9 protein-coding genes, 4 tRNA genes, 4 rRNA genes and 1 riboswitch are annotated in these 17,679 nt (G+C 49.5%); of the genes, 4 read left to right on the forward strand and 13 right to left on the reverse strand.

Going from position 1 to position 17,679, the window contains the following annotated elements:
* Positions 1 to 126 precede the first annotated feature (126 nt).
* The 8 genes from PTW35_RS16825 to PTW35_RS16860 form a co-directional block, all read right to left on the reverse strand.
* Positions 127 to 202, reverse strand: a tRNA-Val gene (locus PTW35_RS16825).
* A 30-nt stretch (positions 203 to 232) separates the two neighbouring features.
* Positions 233 to 308 (reverse strand) — tRNA-Lys (locus PTW35_RS16830).
* 1 nt (position 309) lies between these two features.
* Positions 310 to 385, reverse strand: a tRNA-Glu gene (locus PTW35_RS16835).
* A gap of 176 nt (positions 386 to 561) precedes the next feature.
* Positions 562 to 2,113 (reverse strand): 16S ribosomal RNA (locus PTW35_RS16840).
* Positions 2,114 to 2,483: 370 nt separating this feature from the next.
* Positions 2,484 to 2,599, reverse strand: a 5S ribosomal RNA gene (gene rrf / locus PTW35_RS16845).
* A gap of 84 nt (positions 2,600 to 2,683) precedes the next feature.
* A 23S ribosomal RNA gene (locus PTW35_RS16850) occupies positions 2,684 to 5,570 on the reverse strand.
* Between the two features lie 256 nt (positions 5,571 to 5,826).
* A tRNA-Glu gene (locus PTW35_RS16855) sits at positions 5,827 to 5,902 on the reverse strand.
* Between the two features lie 67 nt (positions 5,903 to 5,969).
* Positions 5,970 to 7,521, reverse strand: a 16S ribosomal RNA gene (locus PTW35_RS16860).
* The 16S, 23S and 5S rRNA genes sit together here with 4 tRNA genes alongside, the layout of an rRNA operon.
* Before the next feature lie 441 nt (positions 7,522 to 7,962).
* Here PTW35_RS16860 and PTW35_RS16865 point away from each other — a divergent pair.
* Positions 7,963 to 8,412, forward strand: a complete 450-nt coding sequence (locus tag PTW35_RS16865; RefSeq protein WP_281025913.1) for an RNA-binding protein — start codon at positions 7,963 to 7,965, stop codon at positions 8,410 to 8,412.
* On the opposite strand, the gene murI is transcribed toward PTW35_RS16865, so the two are convergent.
* The 3 genes from murI to PTW35_RS16880 all read right to left on the reverse strand — a co-directional run bounded on the left by murI (position 8,384) and on the right by PTW35_RS16880 (position 11,811).
* Complete coding sequence (gene murI / locus PTW35_RS16870; protein ID WP_281027545.1) at positions 8,384 to 9,175, reverse strand: glutamate racemase; 792 nt, start codon at positions 9,173 to 9,175, stop codon at positions 8,384 to 8,386. The two genes, PTW35_RS16865 and murI, sit on opposite strands and share 29 nt — an antisense overlap.
* A gap of 75 nt (positions 9,176 to 9,250) precedes the next feature.
* Positions 9,251 to 9,913 (reverse strand): adenine nucleotide alpha hydrolase, encoded by a 663-nt coding sequence (locus PTW35_RS16875; protein ID WP_281025914.1) that lies wholly within the window; start codon positions 9,911 to 9,913, stop codon positions 9,251 to 9,253.
* Positions 9,914 to 9,963: 50 nt separating this feature from the next.
* Positions 9,964 to 11,811, reverse strand: a complete 1,848-nt coding sequence (locus PTW35_RS16880) for a TonB-dependent receptor (protein WP_281025915.1) — start codon at positions 11,809 to 11,811, stop codon at positions 9,964 to 9,966.
* Between the two features lie 38 nt (positions 11,812 to 11,849).
* Positions 11,850 to 12,076: riboswitch (cobalamin riboswitch) on the reverse strand.
* A 146-nt stretch (positions 12,077 to 12,222) separates the two neighbouring features.
* Between PTW35_RS16880 and trmA the strand changes: the two genes are divergently transcribed.
* Together trmA and PTW35_RS16890 are read left to right on the forward strand one after the other, a co-directional pair.
* Complete coding sequence (gene trmA / locus PTW35_RS16885) at positions 12,223 to 13,329, forward strand: tRNA (uridine(54)-C5)-methyltransferase TrmA (RefSeq protein ID WP_281025916.1); 1,107 nt, start codon at positions 12,223 to 12,225, stop codon at positions 13,327 to 13,329.
* A gap of 129 nt (positions 13,330 to 13,458) precedes the next feature.
* Positions 13,459 to 14,847, forward strand: coding sequence for an IS4 family transposase (locus PTW35_RS16890; protein ID WP_281025132.1), 1,389 nt, complete (start codon positions 13,459 to 13,461; stop codon positions 14,845 to 14,847).
* 52 nt (positions 14,848 to 14,899) lie between these two features.
* Here PTW35_RS16890 and PTW35_RS16895 read toward each other — a convergent pair whose 3' ends face one another.
* Both PTW35_RS16895 and fabR read right to left on the reverse strand, forming a co-directional pair.
* On the reverse strand, positions 14,900 to 15,271 hold the full coding sequence (locus tag PTW35_RS16895; RefSeq protein ID WP_039466869.1) for a YijD family membrane protein: 372 nt from the start codon (positions 15,269 to 15,271) through the stop codon (positions 14,900 to 14,902).
* Positions 15,272 to 15,294: 23 nt separating this feature from the next.
* Positions 15,295 to 15,927, reverse strand: a complete 633-nt coding sequence (fabR, locus tag PTW35_RS16900) for an HTH-type transcriptional repressor FabR (protein WP_039466870.1) — start codon at positions 15,925 to 15,927, stop codon at positions 15,295 to 15,297.
* A 317-nt stretch (positions 15,928 to 16,244) separates the two neighbouring features.
* On the opposite strand from fabR, the gene sthA reads away from it, so the two are divergent.
* On the forward strand, positions 16,245 to 17,660 hold the full coding sequence (sthA, locus tag PTW35_RS16905) for a Si-specific NAD(P)(+) transhydrogenase (protein ID WP_281025917.1): 1,416 nt from the start codon (positions 16,245 to 16,247) through the stop codon (positions 17,658 to 17,660).
* Positions 17,661 to 17,679 lie beyond the last annotated feature (19 nt).

Genomic DNA, 17,679 nt, shown 5'->3' on the forward strand with positions numbered 1-17,679 from the left:
AAATAAATAGGTATCGAAACCACTTTCTAATTAATTTCGGCCGGGCCGCGCAGGCGGCAAAAAAGCGGACTCAACAAAGTTAACCTTCATTGAATCTGCGTATCCGTGCAGAAAATGATTAGAGAGTGGTGGGCGATACCGGGCTCGAACCAGTGACCCCCTCCTTGTAAGGGAGGTGCTCTCCCAACTGAGCTAATCGCCCTCCGATGTTTTACATCTTCAAAGGAGAAGATGGTGGGTCGTGCAGGATTCGAACCTGCGACCAATTGATTAAAAGTCAACTGCTCTACCAACTGAGCTAACGACCCGTGGCGTCCCATAGGGGAGTCGAACCCCTGTTACCGCCGTGAAAGGGCGGTGTCCTAGGCCTCTAGACGAATGGGACACAAAGTTTGTCAGCGAAATACATTTCGCTAACTTTGTGTAAGCGGAGTGACGAGCTTGCGAGAAGCGACATCATACCGGAACACAAGTTTTTTTCAGGTTTGGGTACCTGAACATGTTCTCTACTTTTCGACCAAGCAATCTGTGTGGACACTGCGTAAAACGCAGTCATATCGTTAAGGAGGTGATCCAGCCCCAGGTTCCCCTAGGGCTACCTTGTTACGACTTCACCCCAGTCATGAACCACACCGTGGTAAACGCCCTCCCGAAGGTTAAGCTATCTACTTCTGGTGCAGCCCACTCCCATGGTGTGACGGGCGGTGTGTACAAGGCCCGGGAACGTATTCACCGTGGCATTCTGATCCACGATTACTAGCGATTCCGACTTCATGGAGTCGAGTTGCAGACTCCAATCCGGACTACGACGTACTTTCTGGGATTCGCTCACTCTCGCAAGTTGGCAGCCCTCTGTATACGCCATTGTAGCACGTGTGTAGCCCTACTCGTAAGGGCCATGATGACTTGACGTCGTCCCCACCTTCCTCCGGTTTATCACCGGCAGTCTCCCTGGAGTTCCCACCCGAAGTGCTGGCAAACAAGGATAAGGGTTGCGCTCGTTGCGGGACTTAACCCAACATTTCACAACACGAGCTGACGACAGCCATGCAGCACCTGTCTCAGAGTTCCCGAAGGCACCAATCCATCTCTGGAAAGTTCTCTGGATGTCAAGAGTAGGTAAGGTTCTTCGCGTTGCATCGAATTAAACCACATGCTCCACCGCTTGTGCGGGCCCCCGTCAATTCATTTGAGTTTTAATCTTGCGACCGTACTCCCCAGGCGGTCTACTTAACGCGTTAGCTCCGAAAGCCAGTGTTCAAGACACCAACCTCCAAGTAGACATCGTTTACGGCGTGGACTACCAGGGTATCTAATCCTGTTTGCTCCCCACGCTTTCGCATCTGAGCGTCAGTCTTTGTCCAGGGGGCCGCCTTCGCCACCGGTATTCCTTCAGATCTCTACGCATTTCACCGCTACACCTGAAATTCTACCCCCCTCTACAAGACTCTAGCCTGACAGTTCCAAATGCTATTCCGAGGTTGAGCCCCGGGCTTTCACATCTGGCTTAACAAGCCGCCTGCATGCGCTTTACGCCCAGTAATTCCGATTAACGCTCGCACCCTCCGTATTACCGCGGCTGCTGGCACGGAGTTAGCCGGTGCTTCTTCTGTTGCTAACGTCAAACACTGCCGCTATTAACGACAACGCCTTCCTCACAACTGAAAGTGCTTTACAACCCGAAGGCCTTCTTCACACACGCGGCATGGCTGCATCAGGGTTTCCCCCATTGTGCAATATTCCCCACTGCTGCCTCCCGTAGGAGTCTGGACCGTGTCTCAGTTCCAGTGTGGCTGATCATCCTCTCAGACCAGCTAGAGATCGTCGCCTTGGTGAGCTCTTACCTCACCAACTAGCTAATCTCACCTGGGCTAATCCTGACGCGAGAGGCCCGAAGGTCCCCCTCTTTGCTCCGAAGAGATTATGCGGTATTAGCCATCGTTTCCAATGGTTATCCCCCACATCAGGGCATATTCCCAGGCATTACTCACCCGTCCGCCGCTCGCCGCCCATAACGTCCCCCGAAGGTTCAGTTATGTCGCTGCCGCTCGACTTGCATGTGTTAGGCCTGCCGCCAGCGTTCAATCTGAGCCATGATCAAACTCTTCAATTAAAGTTTTGGCTCAATGAATACTGTTAATCCATTACCGAAGTAATGAATGAATTGACTGTGCCGAATCTTGCGATTCGATTTGGTCACTCAGTTTCATTGATAATTCTTTTTGACTATCATTTCACGAGTGCCCACACAGATTGCATGGTCAAATTGTTAAAGAACGTTGACTTTCAATGCCTTGGCACTTCGCGTCTCAGCAAGTCAGGAGGCGTATAATACGCGTTTCTGATATCCAGTCAAGACAAAATTTTCATCTTTTTTCGCAGTTGGCGAAAAAGTAAAAACCTTCTGTTGACGTCGCTCACATTGCAATCAGTCGGAGCGAAAGAAAAGCCCGCTGAACCCAGCGGGCTTATCCGTAATTCAAGCCTGGCGATGTCCTACTCTCACATGGGGAGGCCCCACACTACCATCGGCGCTATTACGTTTCACTGCTGAGTTCGGCATGGGATCAGGTGGGTCCATAATGCTATGGTCGCCAAGCAAATTCTTACAATCTTAGAAAGCTGATGTTCTCGCACTACATTCAAGTGCTCATGGAGTCCGTTAAAACCCCTTGGGTGTTGTATGGTTAAGCCTCACGGGCAATTAGTACAGGTTAGCTCAACGCCTCACAACGCTTACACACCCTGCCTATCTACGTCGTAGTCTCCAACAACCCTTCAGGAACCTTATAGGTTCAGGGATGACTCATCTTGAGGCTCGCTTCCCGCTTAGATGCTTTCAGCGGTTATCGATTCCGAACTTAGCTACCGGGCAATGCGTCTGGCGACACAACCCGAACACCAGAGGTTCGTCCACTCCGGTCCTCTCGTACTAGGAGCAGCCCCTCTCAATCATCCAACGCCCACGGCAGATAGGGACCGAACTGTCTCACGACGTTCTAAACCCAGCTCGCGTACCACTTTAAATGGCGAACAGCCATACCCTTGGGACCGACTTCAGCCCCAGGATGTGATGAGCCGACATCGAGGTGCCAAACACCGCCGTCGATATGAACTCTTGGGCGGTATCAGCCTGTTATCCCCGGAGTACCTTTTATCCGTTGAGCGATGGCCCTTCCATACAGAACCACCGGATCACTATGACCTGCTTTCGCACCTGCTCGAACCGTCATTCTCGCAGTCAAGCGGGCTTATGCCATTGCACTAACCTCACGATGTCCGACCGTGATTAGCCCACCTTCGTGCTCCTCCGTTACGCTTTGGGAGGAGACCGCCCCAGTCAAACTACCCACCAGGCACTGTCCGCACCCCGGATAACGGGGCGACGTTAGAACATCAACACTACAAGGGTGGTATTTCAAGGACGGCTCCACCAACACTGGCGTGCTGGTTTCAAAGCCTCCCACCTATCCTACACATGTAGGGTCAATGTTCAGTGCCAAGCTGTAGTAAAGGTTCACGGGGTCTTTCCGTCTAGCCGCGGGTACGCAGCATCTTCACTGCGATTTCAATTTCACTGAGTCTCGGGTGGAGACAGCGTGGCCATCATTACGCCATTCGTGCAGGTCGGAACTTACCCGACAAGGAATTTCGCTACCTTAGGACCGTTATAGTTACGGCCGCCGTTTACCGGGGCTTCGATCAAGAGCTTCGACCGAAGTCTAACCCCATCAATTAACCTTCCGGCACCGGGCAGGCGTCACACCGTATACGTCATCTTTCGATTTTGCACAGTGCTGTGTTTTTAATAAACAGTTGCAGCCACCTGGTATCTGCGACTGCCAGCAGCTCCAAGAGCAAGTCTCTTCACCGCCGGCAGCGTACCTTCTCCCGAAGTTACGGTACCATTTTGCCTAGTTCCTTCACCCGAGTTCTCTCAAGCGCCTTGGTATTCTCTACCCGACCACCTGTGTCGGTTTGGGGTACGATTCCTTACTATCTGAAGCTTAGAGGCTTTTCCCGGAAGCATGGCATCAATGACTTCACCGCCGTAGCGGCTCGACATCGGGTCTCAGCCTTAGGTAATCCCGGATTTGCCTAAGATTACAGCCTACACCCTTGAACCTGGACAACCGTCGCCAGGCCCACCTAGCCTTCTCCGTCCCCCCATCGCAATAGTAAGAAGTACGGGAATATTAACCCGTTTCCCATCGACTACGCCTTTCGGCCTCGCCTTAGGGGTCGACTCACCCTGCCCCGATTAACGTTGGACAGGAACCCTTGGTCTTCCGGCGAGGGAGTTTTTCACTCCCTTTATCGTTACTCATGTCAGCATTCGCACTTCTGATACGTCCAGCACACCTTACGATGCACCTTCAACCGCTTACAGAACGCTCCCCTACCCAATACATAAAATGCATTGCCGCAGCTTCGGTGTATAGCTTAGCCCCGTTAAATCTTCCGCGCAGGCCGACTCGACCAGTGAGCTATTACGCTTTCTTTAAATGATGGCTGCTTCTAAGCCAACATCCTGGCTGTCTGAGCCTTCCCACATCGTTTCCCACTTAGCTATAACTTTGGGACCTTAGCTGGCGGTCTGGGTTGTTTCCCTCTCCACGACGGACGTTAGCACCCGCCGTGTGTCTCCCGGATAGTACTTACTGGTATTCGGAGTTTGCAAAGGGTTGGTAAGTCGGGATGACCCCCTAGCCTTAACAGTGCTCTACCCCCAGTAGTATTCGTCCGAGGCGCTACCTAAATAGCTTTCGGGGAGAACCAGCTATCTCCAGGTTTGATTGGCCTTTCACCCCTAGCCACAAGTCATCCGCTAATTTTTCAACATTAGTCGGTTCGGTCCTCCAGTAAGTGTTACCTCACCTTCAACCTGCCCATGGCTAGATCACCTGGTTTCGGGTCTAATCCTAGCAACTGTACGCCCAGTTAAGACTCGGTTTCCCTACGGCTCCCCTAATCGGTTAACCTTGCTACTAAAATTAAGTCGCTGACCCATTATACAAAAGGTACGCAGTCACCCCGAAGGGCTCCTACTGCTTGTACGTACACGGTTTCAGGTTCTATTTCACTCCCCTCACAGGGGTTCTTTTCGCCTTTCCCTCACGGTACTGGTTCACTATCGGTCAGTCAGGAGTATTTAGCCTTGGAGGATGGTCCCCCCATCTTCAGACAAGATAACACGTGTCCCGTCCTACTCGTTTTCACTGATAATGCGCTACCGGTTACGGGGCTATCACCCTGTATCGCTGTGCTTTCCAGCACATTCACCTGACGCAAAACTAGCTTAAGGGCTAATCCGGGTTCGCTCGCCGCTACTGCCGGAATCTCGGTTGATTTCTCTTCCTCGGGGTACTTAGATGTTTCAGTTCCCCCGGTTCGCCTCGCAACGCTATGTATTCACGTTACGATAACTGCTTATGCAGCTGGGTTTCCCCATTCGGAAATCCAAGAGTATAGTGATTCTTACCATCTTCTCTTGGCTTATCGCAGGTTAGCACGTCCTTCATCGCCTCTGACTGCCCAGGCATCCACCGTGTACGCTTAGTCACTTAACCATACAACCCCAAGAGGTCTTTCGTATGGCTCAACAACCAAGGTTGTTCATCTGAGTATGATGAACTGTGTTTCGCCGGACTCTTACACAAGACACTCGAATGTGTTTTGCTTGAGAACTCGTTCTTCATAAAGAAGAACAAAATAAATCAATCTATCGATTGAATTTACTAGTCAGCTTTCCAGATTGTTAAAGAGCATGTGTTTGTCTTTCGACATCCACTTTCTAAAGATTCTTAAGGAAAAAACCTTAGAAAGTGGCGTCCCATAGGGGAGTCGAACCCCTGTTACCGCCGTGAAAGGGCGGTGTCCTAGGCCTCTAGACGAATGGGACACTATGTTGTCTTTTACTATTAACCAAGCAATCTGTGTGGACACTGCATAAAACGCAGTCATATCGTTAAGGAGGTGATCCAGCCCCAGGTTCCCCTAGGGCTACCTTGTTACGACTTCACCCCAGTCATGAACCACACCGTGGTAAACGCCCTCCCGAAGGTTAAGCTATCTACTTCTGGTGCAGCCCACTCCCATGGTGTGACGGGCGGTGTGTACAAGGCCCGGGAACGTATTCACCGTGGCATTCTGATCCACGATTACTAGCGATTCCGACTTCATGGAGTCGAGTTGCAGACTCCAATCCGGACTACGACGTACTTTCTGGGATTCGCTCACTCTCGCAAGTTGGCAGCCCTCTGTATACGCCATTGTAGCACGTGTGTAGCCCTACTCGTAAGGGCCATGATGACTTGACGTCGTCCCCACCTTCCTCCGGTTTATCACCGGCAGTCTCCCTGGAGTTCCCACCCGAAGTGCTGGCAAACAAGGATAAGGGTTGCGCTCGTTGCGGGACTTAACCCAACATTTCACAACACGAGCTGACGACAGCCATGCAGCACCTGTCTCAGAGTTCCCGAAGGCACCAATCCATCTCTGGAAAGTTCTCTGGATGTCAAGAGTAGGTAAGGTTCTTCGCGTTGCATCGAATTAAACCACATGCTCCACCGCTTGTGCGGGCCCCCGTCAATTCATTTGAGTTTTAATCTTGCGACCGTACTCCCCAGGCGGTCTACTTAACGCGTTAGCTCCGAAAGCCAGTGTTCAAGACACCAACCTCCAAGTAGACATCGTTTACGGCGTGGACTACCAGGGTATCTAATCCTGTTTGCTCCCCACGCTTTCGCATCTGAGCGTCAGTCTTTGTCCAGGGGGCCGCCTTCGCCACCGGTATTCCTTCAGATCTCTACGCATTTCACCGCTACACCTGAAATTCTACCCCCCTCTACAAGACTCTAGCCTGACAGTTCCAAATGCTATTCCGAGGTTGAGCCCCGGGCTTTCACATCTGGCTTAACAAGCCGCCTGCATGCGCTTTACGCCCAGTAATTCCGATTAACGCTCGCACCCTCCGTATTACCGCGGCTGCTGGCACGGAGTTAGCCGGTGCTTCTTCTGTTGCTAACGTCAAACGCTGCCGCTATTAACGACAACGCCTTCCTCACAACTGAAAGTGCTTTACAACCCGAAGGCCTTCTTCACACACGCGGCATGGCTGCATCAGGGTTTCCCCCATTGTGCAATATTCCCCACTGCTGCCTCCCGTAGGAGTCTGGACCGTGTCTCAGTTCCAGTGTGGCTGATCATCCTCTCAGACCAGCTAGAGATCGTCGCCTTGGTGAGCTCTTACCTCACCAACTAGCTAATCTCACCTGGGCTAATCCTGACGCGAGAGGCCCGAAGGTCCCCCTCTTTGCTCCGAAGAGATTATGCGGTATTAGCCATCGTTTCCAATGGTTATCCCCCACATCAGGGCATATTCCCAGGCATTACTCACCCGTCCGCCGCTCGCCGCCCATAACGTCCCCCGAAGGTTCAGTCATGTCGCTGCCGCTCGACTTGCATGTGTTAGGCCTGCCGCCAGCGTTCAATCTGAGCCATGATCAAACTCTTCAATTAAAGTTTTGGCTCAATGAATACTGTTAATCCATTACCGAAGTAATGAATGAATTGACTGTGCCGAATCTTGCGATTCGATTTGGTCACTCAGTTTCATTGATAATTCTTTTTGACTATCATTTCACGAGTGCCCACACAGATTGCATGGTCAAATTGTTAAAGAACAATCCGCTACGTCGCCGGCTTAACTCGCCGTACTCCGTGTCGGTGAGGCGGCATTATAGAGACTTGAATCACTCTGACAAGTGTTTTTTTCAAAAAAACTCCCACCCGGCGATTATTTCTACTAATGTGAGATAAACGCCTCTAATTTCAACATTAGAGGGCCGTCACATTCACTATCTAGCAATTCCAAGTCAATGAAAGTAATATCAATGTGACTTTGTTGTTAAAATAACCAATAACGCCTTCTTATTTTTCTTATGACGATGTAGTTAACTTATGAAATTATCCAAACAATCTCTTATGCCGGTTCTCGCAATCGCCGTTGTTGGGGGCCTAGTATTTAGTTTCCTTCCCATCCTGCCCGGTATTGCCTTTGCTCTTGGCGCTATTTGTACTGCTCTTATCCTGCCCCTTATTCCAACTCAAAATTCCTCTGTAGAGCAAGCTTCATCTCAGGCTAGTAAAACCCTTTATGTTGGCAACCTGCCGTACCGAGCCAATGAAAGTGAAGTGAAGAAGTTATTTTCTGAACATGGTGAAGTCTTTGCTGTTCGCCTAATGAAAGATAAGCGAACAGGTAAAAGGCGGGGATTTGGCTTTGTCGTGATGAGCAGCAGCGATGCAGAAAACGCCATTGCTCAATTAAATGACAAGGAGTATGGCCAACGTACTTTGAAAGTCCGCGAGGCAAATGAACCTAAAAGCGAGGATAATGCAGAGATCTAACCGGTCCTAAATGCATTGTTGCCAAGCTTCTATCGAGTGCCGCTGTGTTGTTACCAGCGGCACTTTTGTATGTAAGGTTGGACTCATTACAGGCGGTTGTTATTTCCCCTAACAAATCCTTCACCCGATTGGCGATAGCTCGTCCAGAATCAATAATAATCACACCACCATCTAGGGCTTGTGAAATTTCCTCTTTAATTAGTGGAAAATGAGTACACCCTAATACAATACAATCAACCTTATCGTGCCAAGGCGCTAAGATCACCTTAAGCTCAGAAATGGAAACAGCTTGGCCACGAAGTTTTTGCTCAGCTATTTCGACCAAGCGGGTTGACCCAATTCTCAACACCTCACAATGACTGGCAAATTGGCTGATGAGTAAATCAGTATATTCACGTTGAACCGTAGCAGGTGTCGCCAATAGGCCAATTACCTTACGCTTGCTAAGAGTTGCCGCTGGTTTGATTGCCGGCACGACGCCAACAACCGGAATCGCCAAACACTCACGGAGTGTCGGCAGCACAACCGTACTGGCAGTATTACAGGCCACAACCACTAAATCGACATTGTGTCGCTCAACTAATAGCGAGACAAGATGCCTGGTACGTTCTATGAGCTCTTCTTCGAGTAATTCACCATAGGGAAAAGCCGCATCATCGAATGCATAGATATAGTGAACGTTAGGTAACTGCGCATATATTTCCTGATATACGGAAAGCCCACCTACACCTGAATCAAAAATCAGTACCCGCTTCACTCTTATTCTCTGCCGTATCACTCACAAGGGGCAACATCATACTGCGAATTTAAGCCTTCACCAAAATAACCACGGTTATTTTTACACTAGACAATAACGCTGATAATGAAAACGGCTCTGTCTTTCTATCCCCGTCAATTCAATCGCCAAGTTCCGTTGAAAACATGGCGCTTCAACCACCAAGGTATGGAATTCACCATCCTCTCCACACGGATCGACACCGGCTGGTAATGAATCGATAAGCGCTCGGCTATACCACTGACCACAGAACCTTCCATCCAATTGGCTGGTGTCAATCGTAGTCAGTAAGGTTTTAATCCCGCGCTGCAGTATTTCATCAGCCAGTAAACGACTGTCTTGCCCCATCAACGGGAATAGACACTGCCAGCCGGCAGGCTCGATATAACTACGGCGGTAGTCGGCTATCCCATTGCAGAACATATCACCAAAGGCTACAGCCTCTATTGCCAACCCACTTTTGCTCAGCCCTTCAATGACCAAAGACTGATAAACCTCGTTTGAAGGAAACACCGCGGGCAGTGGGATTTCAACTAGTGGCAACCCTGTGAGCGCTGCTTGGGCTCGAACAACCTCTAGAGGGGTCGCCTGAAAAGGGACTTCATCCTCAACATAGGTAGTAAAAAGGCCAACCACCTCATAGCGGGTATCATCGAGCAAACGGATTAAGGTCAAGGTCGAGTCCTTGCCAGAAGACCAACTGACAATTGTTTTCAGCGGATGCATAAGAAAATGGCTCCCAAATAAAAGCCACCCACAGGTGGCTTTCTCGATGGTTAGAACTGATAGGTTACCGTAGCATAGTAGCTACGTTCTTGGACGTTGTAAGTTTCCTTAGCAACATAGTCCTCATCGAACAGATTTGCGATTCGGCCTCGAAGAATTAAGTTATCGTTCAAGTAATAGCTTGCAGCCAAGTCAACCAAGGTGTAAGCATCCAAAGTCATGGTGTTCGCTGCATCTTCATAGCTCTTGCCTTTGAATAGCGCACTGACATCAAACTGCCACTGGTCGAGGAAATAGGAGACATTCCACTTGGCATTATGCTTAGAGCGGCGGATCAATTGCTTCTTGGTGCTACTATCTTGGGCGTCCAGATAGTCATAACTGATATCGTGGTAAAGCGGTCCCGTATTAAATCCAGCGGTTAGCTCAACACCCTTGATCTCAGCTTCATCCACATTCATTGGCTTCCAATCACTAAATTCATTGTTCGGGTCAATAGGAGCCCATGCAATCAGCTGCTCAATGTCAGATTGATAGGCCGTCACCCGCCAGTCCACTACTTGGTGCGAGCCTGAAATTGATACTTCGTAATTAGTTGACTCTTCTGGTTCAAGATCGGGATTCCCAGAGCCCGGCCAGTAAAGATCATTGAATGTCGGTGCCTTAAACGCGGTACCGACATTGGCCGAGATCTGATAGTTCGTTAGGAAGGAATAAGCCGCAGCGAGCTGCCAGGTATTATTGCGGCCATAGCTATCATTATCATCAGTTCTCACACTGCCTTCTAGCTGCAAGCCCATATCGTTGCGGTAAATAGAAGTCAGGTACAGCGCCGTATTGTCACGCTCGTCCTCGGTGAAAGGCGTCGTACTATTGGAAACTGAATCACGATACCACTCAAATCCCCCTCCCAACTCCAATGCAGTATTGAGCTGGTAGTGATTTTGCCAATTGACCACATCCCGTTTGGTTTTGATCTTACTCCCGGCACTGATATCACTAAAATTGCGGGCTTCATCCTGATTCTGGGCGATAGTTAATTCACTGATAAAGCGATCACGGGTATAACTGGCTTTCGCCGCCACGTTATACAAAGAGGATTCACTTTGAGCATTCGGCGTTGAGATGAAGTCCCCCGTTACAAAGTCAAAATAGCCATCATCATATTCACTTTCACCGTCATGGTAGTAACCTTGGAGACTAACTTTCCAGTTCTCATTGAGCTGAGTGCCAATTTCCGCAACCACATTACGGTTCTTGAAACCATCATCATCTTGCTCGTAAGGCTCTTTACGGGCTGAGAAGCCATCGGCCTGCTCACCTTTAAGGGCTATTTTACCCCAGCTATTTTGGCCTATCGCCCCGGCAACTGAACCACCCAGCAGGTAGTAATCATCACTGCCAGCACCAGCAGTAACCTCTGCCAGGGTTTCACCAGGCTGGTAGGCGGTAATAATATTGAGCACACCACCGACCGCATCAGAACCATAAAGTGCCGCTCTTGAGCCTCGAATAAACTCGATACGTTCAATCCCCGTCAAGGGGATTTGGCTAAAGTCAGCACTGCCCAGCGTCGCACTGCCAATTCGAACACCATTGATCATCACTAATAGATGACGTGAGGTCGTACCGCGAACATACACCTCGGTGCTTTGGCCATAACCGCCAGAAACAACCTGTACGCCCGGCAAGCGGCGAAGCACCTCAGCCAGTGACTTAGCTTGGATTGCATCAATTTCATCTTTGGTGACAACAGAAACAGGAGCAATCACATTCTTAACTGATTGCTCAAATCGGTTAGCGGTCACTACCATGACTTCGTCGGTAGACGTGTCGGCAACAACCATAGACGGCAGGCACAACGGTGCCAACGCCACTGCTAAAAGCGTTTTTTTCATTATGTAGATACCTTAAGTCGCGTTGATTACTGAGCCATTGCTCGGCTCGGTACACTGGTCGGTCTTCGGACTTAAGAGCTTGGCCGGACGGCCACCTAGGCAACAACTTCCCACTTCAGCCACCTGCATTGCACAGATTATAGAAGCAGTGTTTGGAACTGAACGTCCATGTGCTTTCGTTCTCTATCACCGCTGCGCGTCAGTCACGGAGTTTCACCGTGTTCCCCAGCCTGCAAGCAGGCTAACCAGCGCAATTGCATGCTAATTATCCTACATCCCAATGTCTAGTTGTTATTGCTTTACAGCTAAAATAACGGTTGATTCACGATTTTATCCGGTCCAGCACTGGACATCAGTCAGCAATACAATAAAATCTGGCGCTCTTATTTTGAGCAGTTTGAGGCAACCTTTATGGCATCCACCACTATCAATCCGGCTGAGTACCAATCACAGCTAGATGAAAAAGCAGCGCGTATTCAAAATATCTTTGCCGATTTTGAAACACCAGAGCTTGAGGTGTTTGCCTCTCCTGCCGAGCACTACCGTATGCGTGCTGAGTTTCGCGTATGGCACGAAGGTGAAGATCTCTACTACATCATGTTCAACCAAGAGACTCGTGAAAAATACCGCGTTGATCAGTTCCCTGCGGCTAGCCGTCTCATCAATGATCTGATGCCTCTCTTGGTTGAAGCACTAAAACCAGTAAAAGCGCTTCGCCACAAGCTATTCCAGGTTGATTTCCTATCGACCCTGAGCGGCGAAATCTTGGTTTCCCTGCTATACCACCGCCAGCTAGATGCCGAGTGGGAAAAAGAAGCCAAGGCACTAAAACAACGCCTGAATGACGAAGGCTTCAAGCTGAACTTCATTGGTCGTGCCCGTAAGCAGAAGATTGTGCTGGACCAAGAATTCGTGATCGAGAAGCTACAGGTCAACGAGCGTGTACTGACTTACAAGCAGGTGGAAAACAGCTTCACCCAGCCAAACGGTGAGGTTGCCCAAAAAATGCTGGAATGGGCAGTTGACTGTACCCAGGACAGCCAAGGCGACCTGCTTGAGCTCTACTGTGGCAACGGTAACTTCTCGCTAGCCCTTGCCCAGAACTTCGAGCGTGTGCTGGCCACAGAGCTGGCCAAGCCATCGGTTGATTCAGCCCAATACAACATTGCCGTAAACAATATCGACAATGTACAAATCATCCGCATGTCCGCGGAAGACTTTACTGATGCAATGGAAGGCCGCCGTGAATTCCGTCGCCTGAAAGATCAAAATATCGACCTGCAGAGCTATAACTGCAACACGATTTTCGTGGATCCGCCACGTTCCGGGATGGATGAGGGTACGTGCCGTATGGTGCAGGGCTATGACCGTATCATGTACATCTCATGTAACCCGGAGACACTGAAAGACAATCTGGACATTTTGTCTGAAACGCACCGTATTACCCGCTTTGCCCTGTTCGATCAGTTCCCATATACCCACCATATGGAAGCTGGGGTGCTGCTCGAGCGCAAATAAAGACAACAAAAAAGGCGCCTATCGGCTGTCTCTTATGCACAAATCCCCGAGCATGCTCGGGGATTTTTTTTGAACTCACTTTCGAAGTTGTGATCTGATCATTTAATAGCTATTAAATGGATGATTAAGATGGATAAAAATACTCATGAACAATGGGCAGATATGCAATTTGGGCAAGCTAACCTCAACGACCCTAGACGAACTCAGCGTTTAGTCTCTTTAGCGGCTTCACTTGCTCAACAGCCAGGAGTTGCTGTGTCAAAATTATCTCTCTCACCTGCTGATATGGAAGGGGCATACCGGTTTATTCGTAATGACCATATCGAACCAAAAGATATCGCTGAGGCGGGGTTTCAAGTAACAGCTCAAAGAGCCGCAACCCATCCCATTTTACTCGCCCTTGAGGATACAACCGCTTTAGTCTTTAGGCATCAATCGGTTAAAGGTGAACTAGGGCATATTAATCAGGGAGATAATAATCGAGCTATCTTGGCACATTCGATTTTGCTTTTTGCTCCACAAAACCACGATATTGTTGGCTTAATTGAGCAGCAAATGTGGACCCGTGACATATTGAAACGAGGCCAGCGACATCAACATGCTTCGCGGCCTTACAAAGAAAAAGAGAGCTATAAGTGGGAAAAGGCCTCTCAGAACATGGTTGAACGATTAGGCACTAATATAGATAAAGTGATTTCAGTATGTGACCGTGAGGCTGATATCTACGAATATCTGGCGTACAAAGCGCAAAATAATCAACGATTTGTTGTGCGTTCAATGCAGAGCCGATGTATCAAAGAGCATGACAACAAACTCTATGACTATGCTGAGCAATTACAAAATGCGACGCCTAAAGTCTTGCATATACCTCAAAAAGGGGGACGTAAAGCGAGAGATGTCGTCCTTGATATCAAGTACGCAAAAGTCACACTGAAAGCACCAGCCAATAAATCATCTCAGCCCGATACCGCTATGTATTATGTCAGTTGTGTTGAACAAGGCGATAGAAAAGACAAGCTCGCTTGGCACTTACTGACATCTGAAAGGGTCACAAAAGCAGAAGATGCGGAACGCATTGTCAGCTATTACGAACACCGCTGGTTAATTGAGGACTACCATAAGGTCTGGAAAAGTGAGGGGACAGGAGTTGAAGAGCTCAGAATGCAAAGTCGAGATAATTTAGAGCGGATAAGCGTCATTTTAGCATTTATAGCCACACGTTTATTACAGTTACGCTTTATGAGAAAAACGTGTTCTCAGGCTGATCATAACTGTGAAAAGGTATTGAGCACACAAGCTTGGAAGTTGTTGTGGTTGAAAATGGAGAAGAAAACCATTCCCGAGTCGCCACCCAATATATCTTGGGCTTATGAAAACCTTGCAAGAATGGGGGGATGGAAAGATACCAAACGAACAGGAAAGGCATCAGTGAAAGCCCTATGGGAAGGATGGTTCAAGTTACAAACCATCCTTGAAGGCTATGAGCTAGCAATGTCTCTTGACCATCAAAACTTGTGATCAAGAGACAGCCTATCGGCGCCTTTTTTTACCCTCGATACCGAGGAAACGATTAAGCTTCAGGCTGGGATTTAGGCGACATGATACCTAGCTTGTACGCCACCCAAACCAGTAGACCCAATGCCAAGATAAGTGGCAGGAAGTTAGAACCCATATCCGGTACCTGGGCACGGATAAATGCCGAATAACCAAATGCACCTACTAGGAAACAGGCAAATGCAATTGCCGGCGTGCCTTCAGCCATCGGCTTGCTCAAGTACTCCTGATACAGGCAGTACAGAGCCAATGCAAACGCAATCACTGGGAAGATAGAAAACGCCACCGCGCTTGAAGTAAACACTGCCAGTGTCGCATTACCACACAGGCCAGCTAGCAATGACAATACCAGCGTTTTGCGTTCAGCTTTAGTTTGTTCCTTGTTCATATCCTTTCACCAAGATAAAAAAGTTAGAGTTTTTGCCTGAGCTCTCGACGCTCACGCTCTTTACGGTACCAATAAGCACCTTTTGCAATCATTCTCAATTGCATAATCAATCTTTCTGCATGCTCTGCACGGGCATGGTTGTCCAAGTCCAGCGCCTCGGCCCCTGAGCTAAAGACCAAGGTGACCGACGCTTCTGCCTGGGTAAACGCCTCATCATGGGTCACGCCGGTTTTGGCCTCGAGATACTCGCTAAGTTCCGCAACAAAATGCTGAATTTCACGAGCAACCGCAGCACGGAATGCTGGAGAGGTACCCGAGCGCTCACGCAACAGCAAACGAAACACGTTCGGGCTGCTTTCGATGAACTCCATGAACGTCTCCACCGACGTACGGATCACGCTGCCCTCTTTGGCAATACGCTGACGAGCCTGGCGCATCAGCTGGCGTAATATCAGGCCACCCTCATCGACCATTGTCAGCCCAAGCTCATCCATATCTTTAAAGTGACGGTAGAACGAGGTCGGTGCAATACCGGCCTCTCTGGCCACTTCCCGCAAGCTTAAATTAGAAAAGCTACGTTCGGCGCTCAATTGATTGAAGGCAGCATCAATCAGCGAACGGCGGGTTTTTTCTTTCTGCTGAGCCCTGATTCCCATGGGGTTTTTGTTTCTCTTTGGATTATCTTGCGTCAAATTAATAGTCACTATACGCGCTTTTTCACTGCCATCAAAACATAGTAAATCCTGACCGACGCTTAATCAAAGTCGTTCTTGCCAGTTTTTCTAGTCGCTCACAAAGTCCACAACCAGTCAGGTGACGGCGAAAACCTCCACCAACCTCCAACTTTTGCTGCAAAAATAAATCGGCAACGTGATCCTCCGCTCCCTATCGCAGCACACTAATTCTACCTTGCTTTAGAAGAAGTTAAAATAACACGCTAGCAATGTTGCCAGGATGATAAATAAGGCCAAGCATGACGAAAAGCAAACACTCTTCCACCCAACACTTTGATGCCATTATTATTGGCAGTGGTCCAGGTGGTGAAGGAGCTGCCATGGGGCTGACCAAAGCCGGATACAATGTGGCAATAATTGAACGTGAAGACAGTGTTGGTGGCGGCTGTACCCACTGGGGAACCATTCCTTCCAAAGCGCTACGCCATGCTGTCAGCCGAATCATCGAATACAACCAGAACCCGCTTTACTGCAAAAATAACTCAACCCTACACAGTACCTTCAGCCAAATCCTTGGCCATGCCCAAGATGTGGTCAACAAGCAAACCCGAATGCGCCAGGGCTTTTATGATCGCAACCAATGCACCATTATCTTTGGCGAAGCCAGTTTCACCGGCAGCCACAATGTGGTGGTGAAAAAAACGGACGGCAGCCGGGAGCACTACAGCGCCGACAAGTTCGTCATTGCCACAGGGTCTCGTCCCTACCAGCCGAGAGATGTCGATTTTACCCACGGCCGGATCTACGACAGTGATTCGATCCTGCAGCTCAAGCACGATCCCCGACATATCATCATCTATGGTGCCGGTGTCATCGGCAGTGAGTACGCGTCGATTTTCCGCGGTCTCGGGGTCAAGGTCGATCTGATCAATACGCGGGATCGCCTGCTGGAGTTCCTTGACAACGAGATCTCCGACTCGCTGTCCTACCATTTCTGGAACAGCGGGGTGATGATCCGCAACGGTGAAGTCTACGACCAAATTGAGGGAACGGAAGATGGGGTGATCCTGCACCTGAAATCCGGCAAGAAAATGCGTGCCGATTGCCTGCTCTATGCCAACGGCCGCACCGGTAATACCGACAAGCTGAATTTGGACAAAGTTGGCCTAGTGCCCGACTCCCGCGGCCAACTCAAGGTCAACCACAACTATTGTACCGATATCGAGCATATCTATGCCGTGGGCGATGTGATTGGTTACCCGAGCCTTGCCAGCGCTGCCTATGACCAAGGCCGCTTCGTTGCCCAGGCTATCGCCAATGGTGCGGCAGAAGGCCAGCTCATCGACCATATCCCTACAGGCATTTATACCATTCCGGAAATCAGCTCAGTGGGTAAAACCGAACAAGAGCTGACTGCCGAAAAGGTGCCATACGAGGTTGGCCGTTCGCAATTCAAGCACTTGGCCCGGGCCCAGATTGCCGGGACCGAGGTGGGTAGCCTGAAGATCCTGTTCCACCGCGAAACCCGTGAGATCCTCGGGATCCACTGCTTCGGTGAGCGTGCTGCCGAGATCATCCATATCGGCCAGGCGATCATGGAGCAAAAAGGAGAAGGTAATAACATTGACTACTTCGTCAATACCACCTTCAACTACCCAACCATGGCCGAGGCCTACCGAGTCGCCGCTCTCAATGGCCTCAATCGGTTATTCTGAGTGCCCGACGAAAAAAACG

Source organism: Photobacterium sp. DA100 (genome assembly GCF_029223585.1).
In the GTDB taxonomy this organism is placed as follows: domain Bacteria; phylum Pseudomonadota; class Gammaproteobacteria; order Enterobacterales; family Vibrionaceae; genus Photobacterium.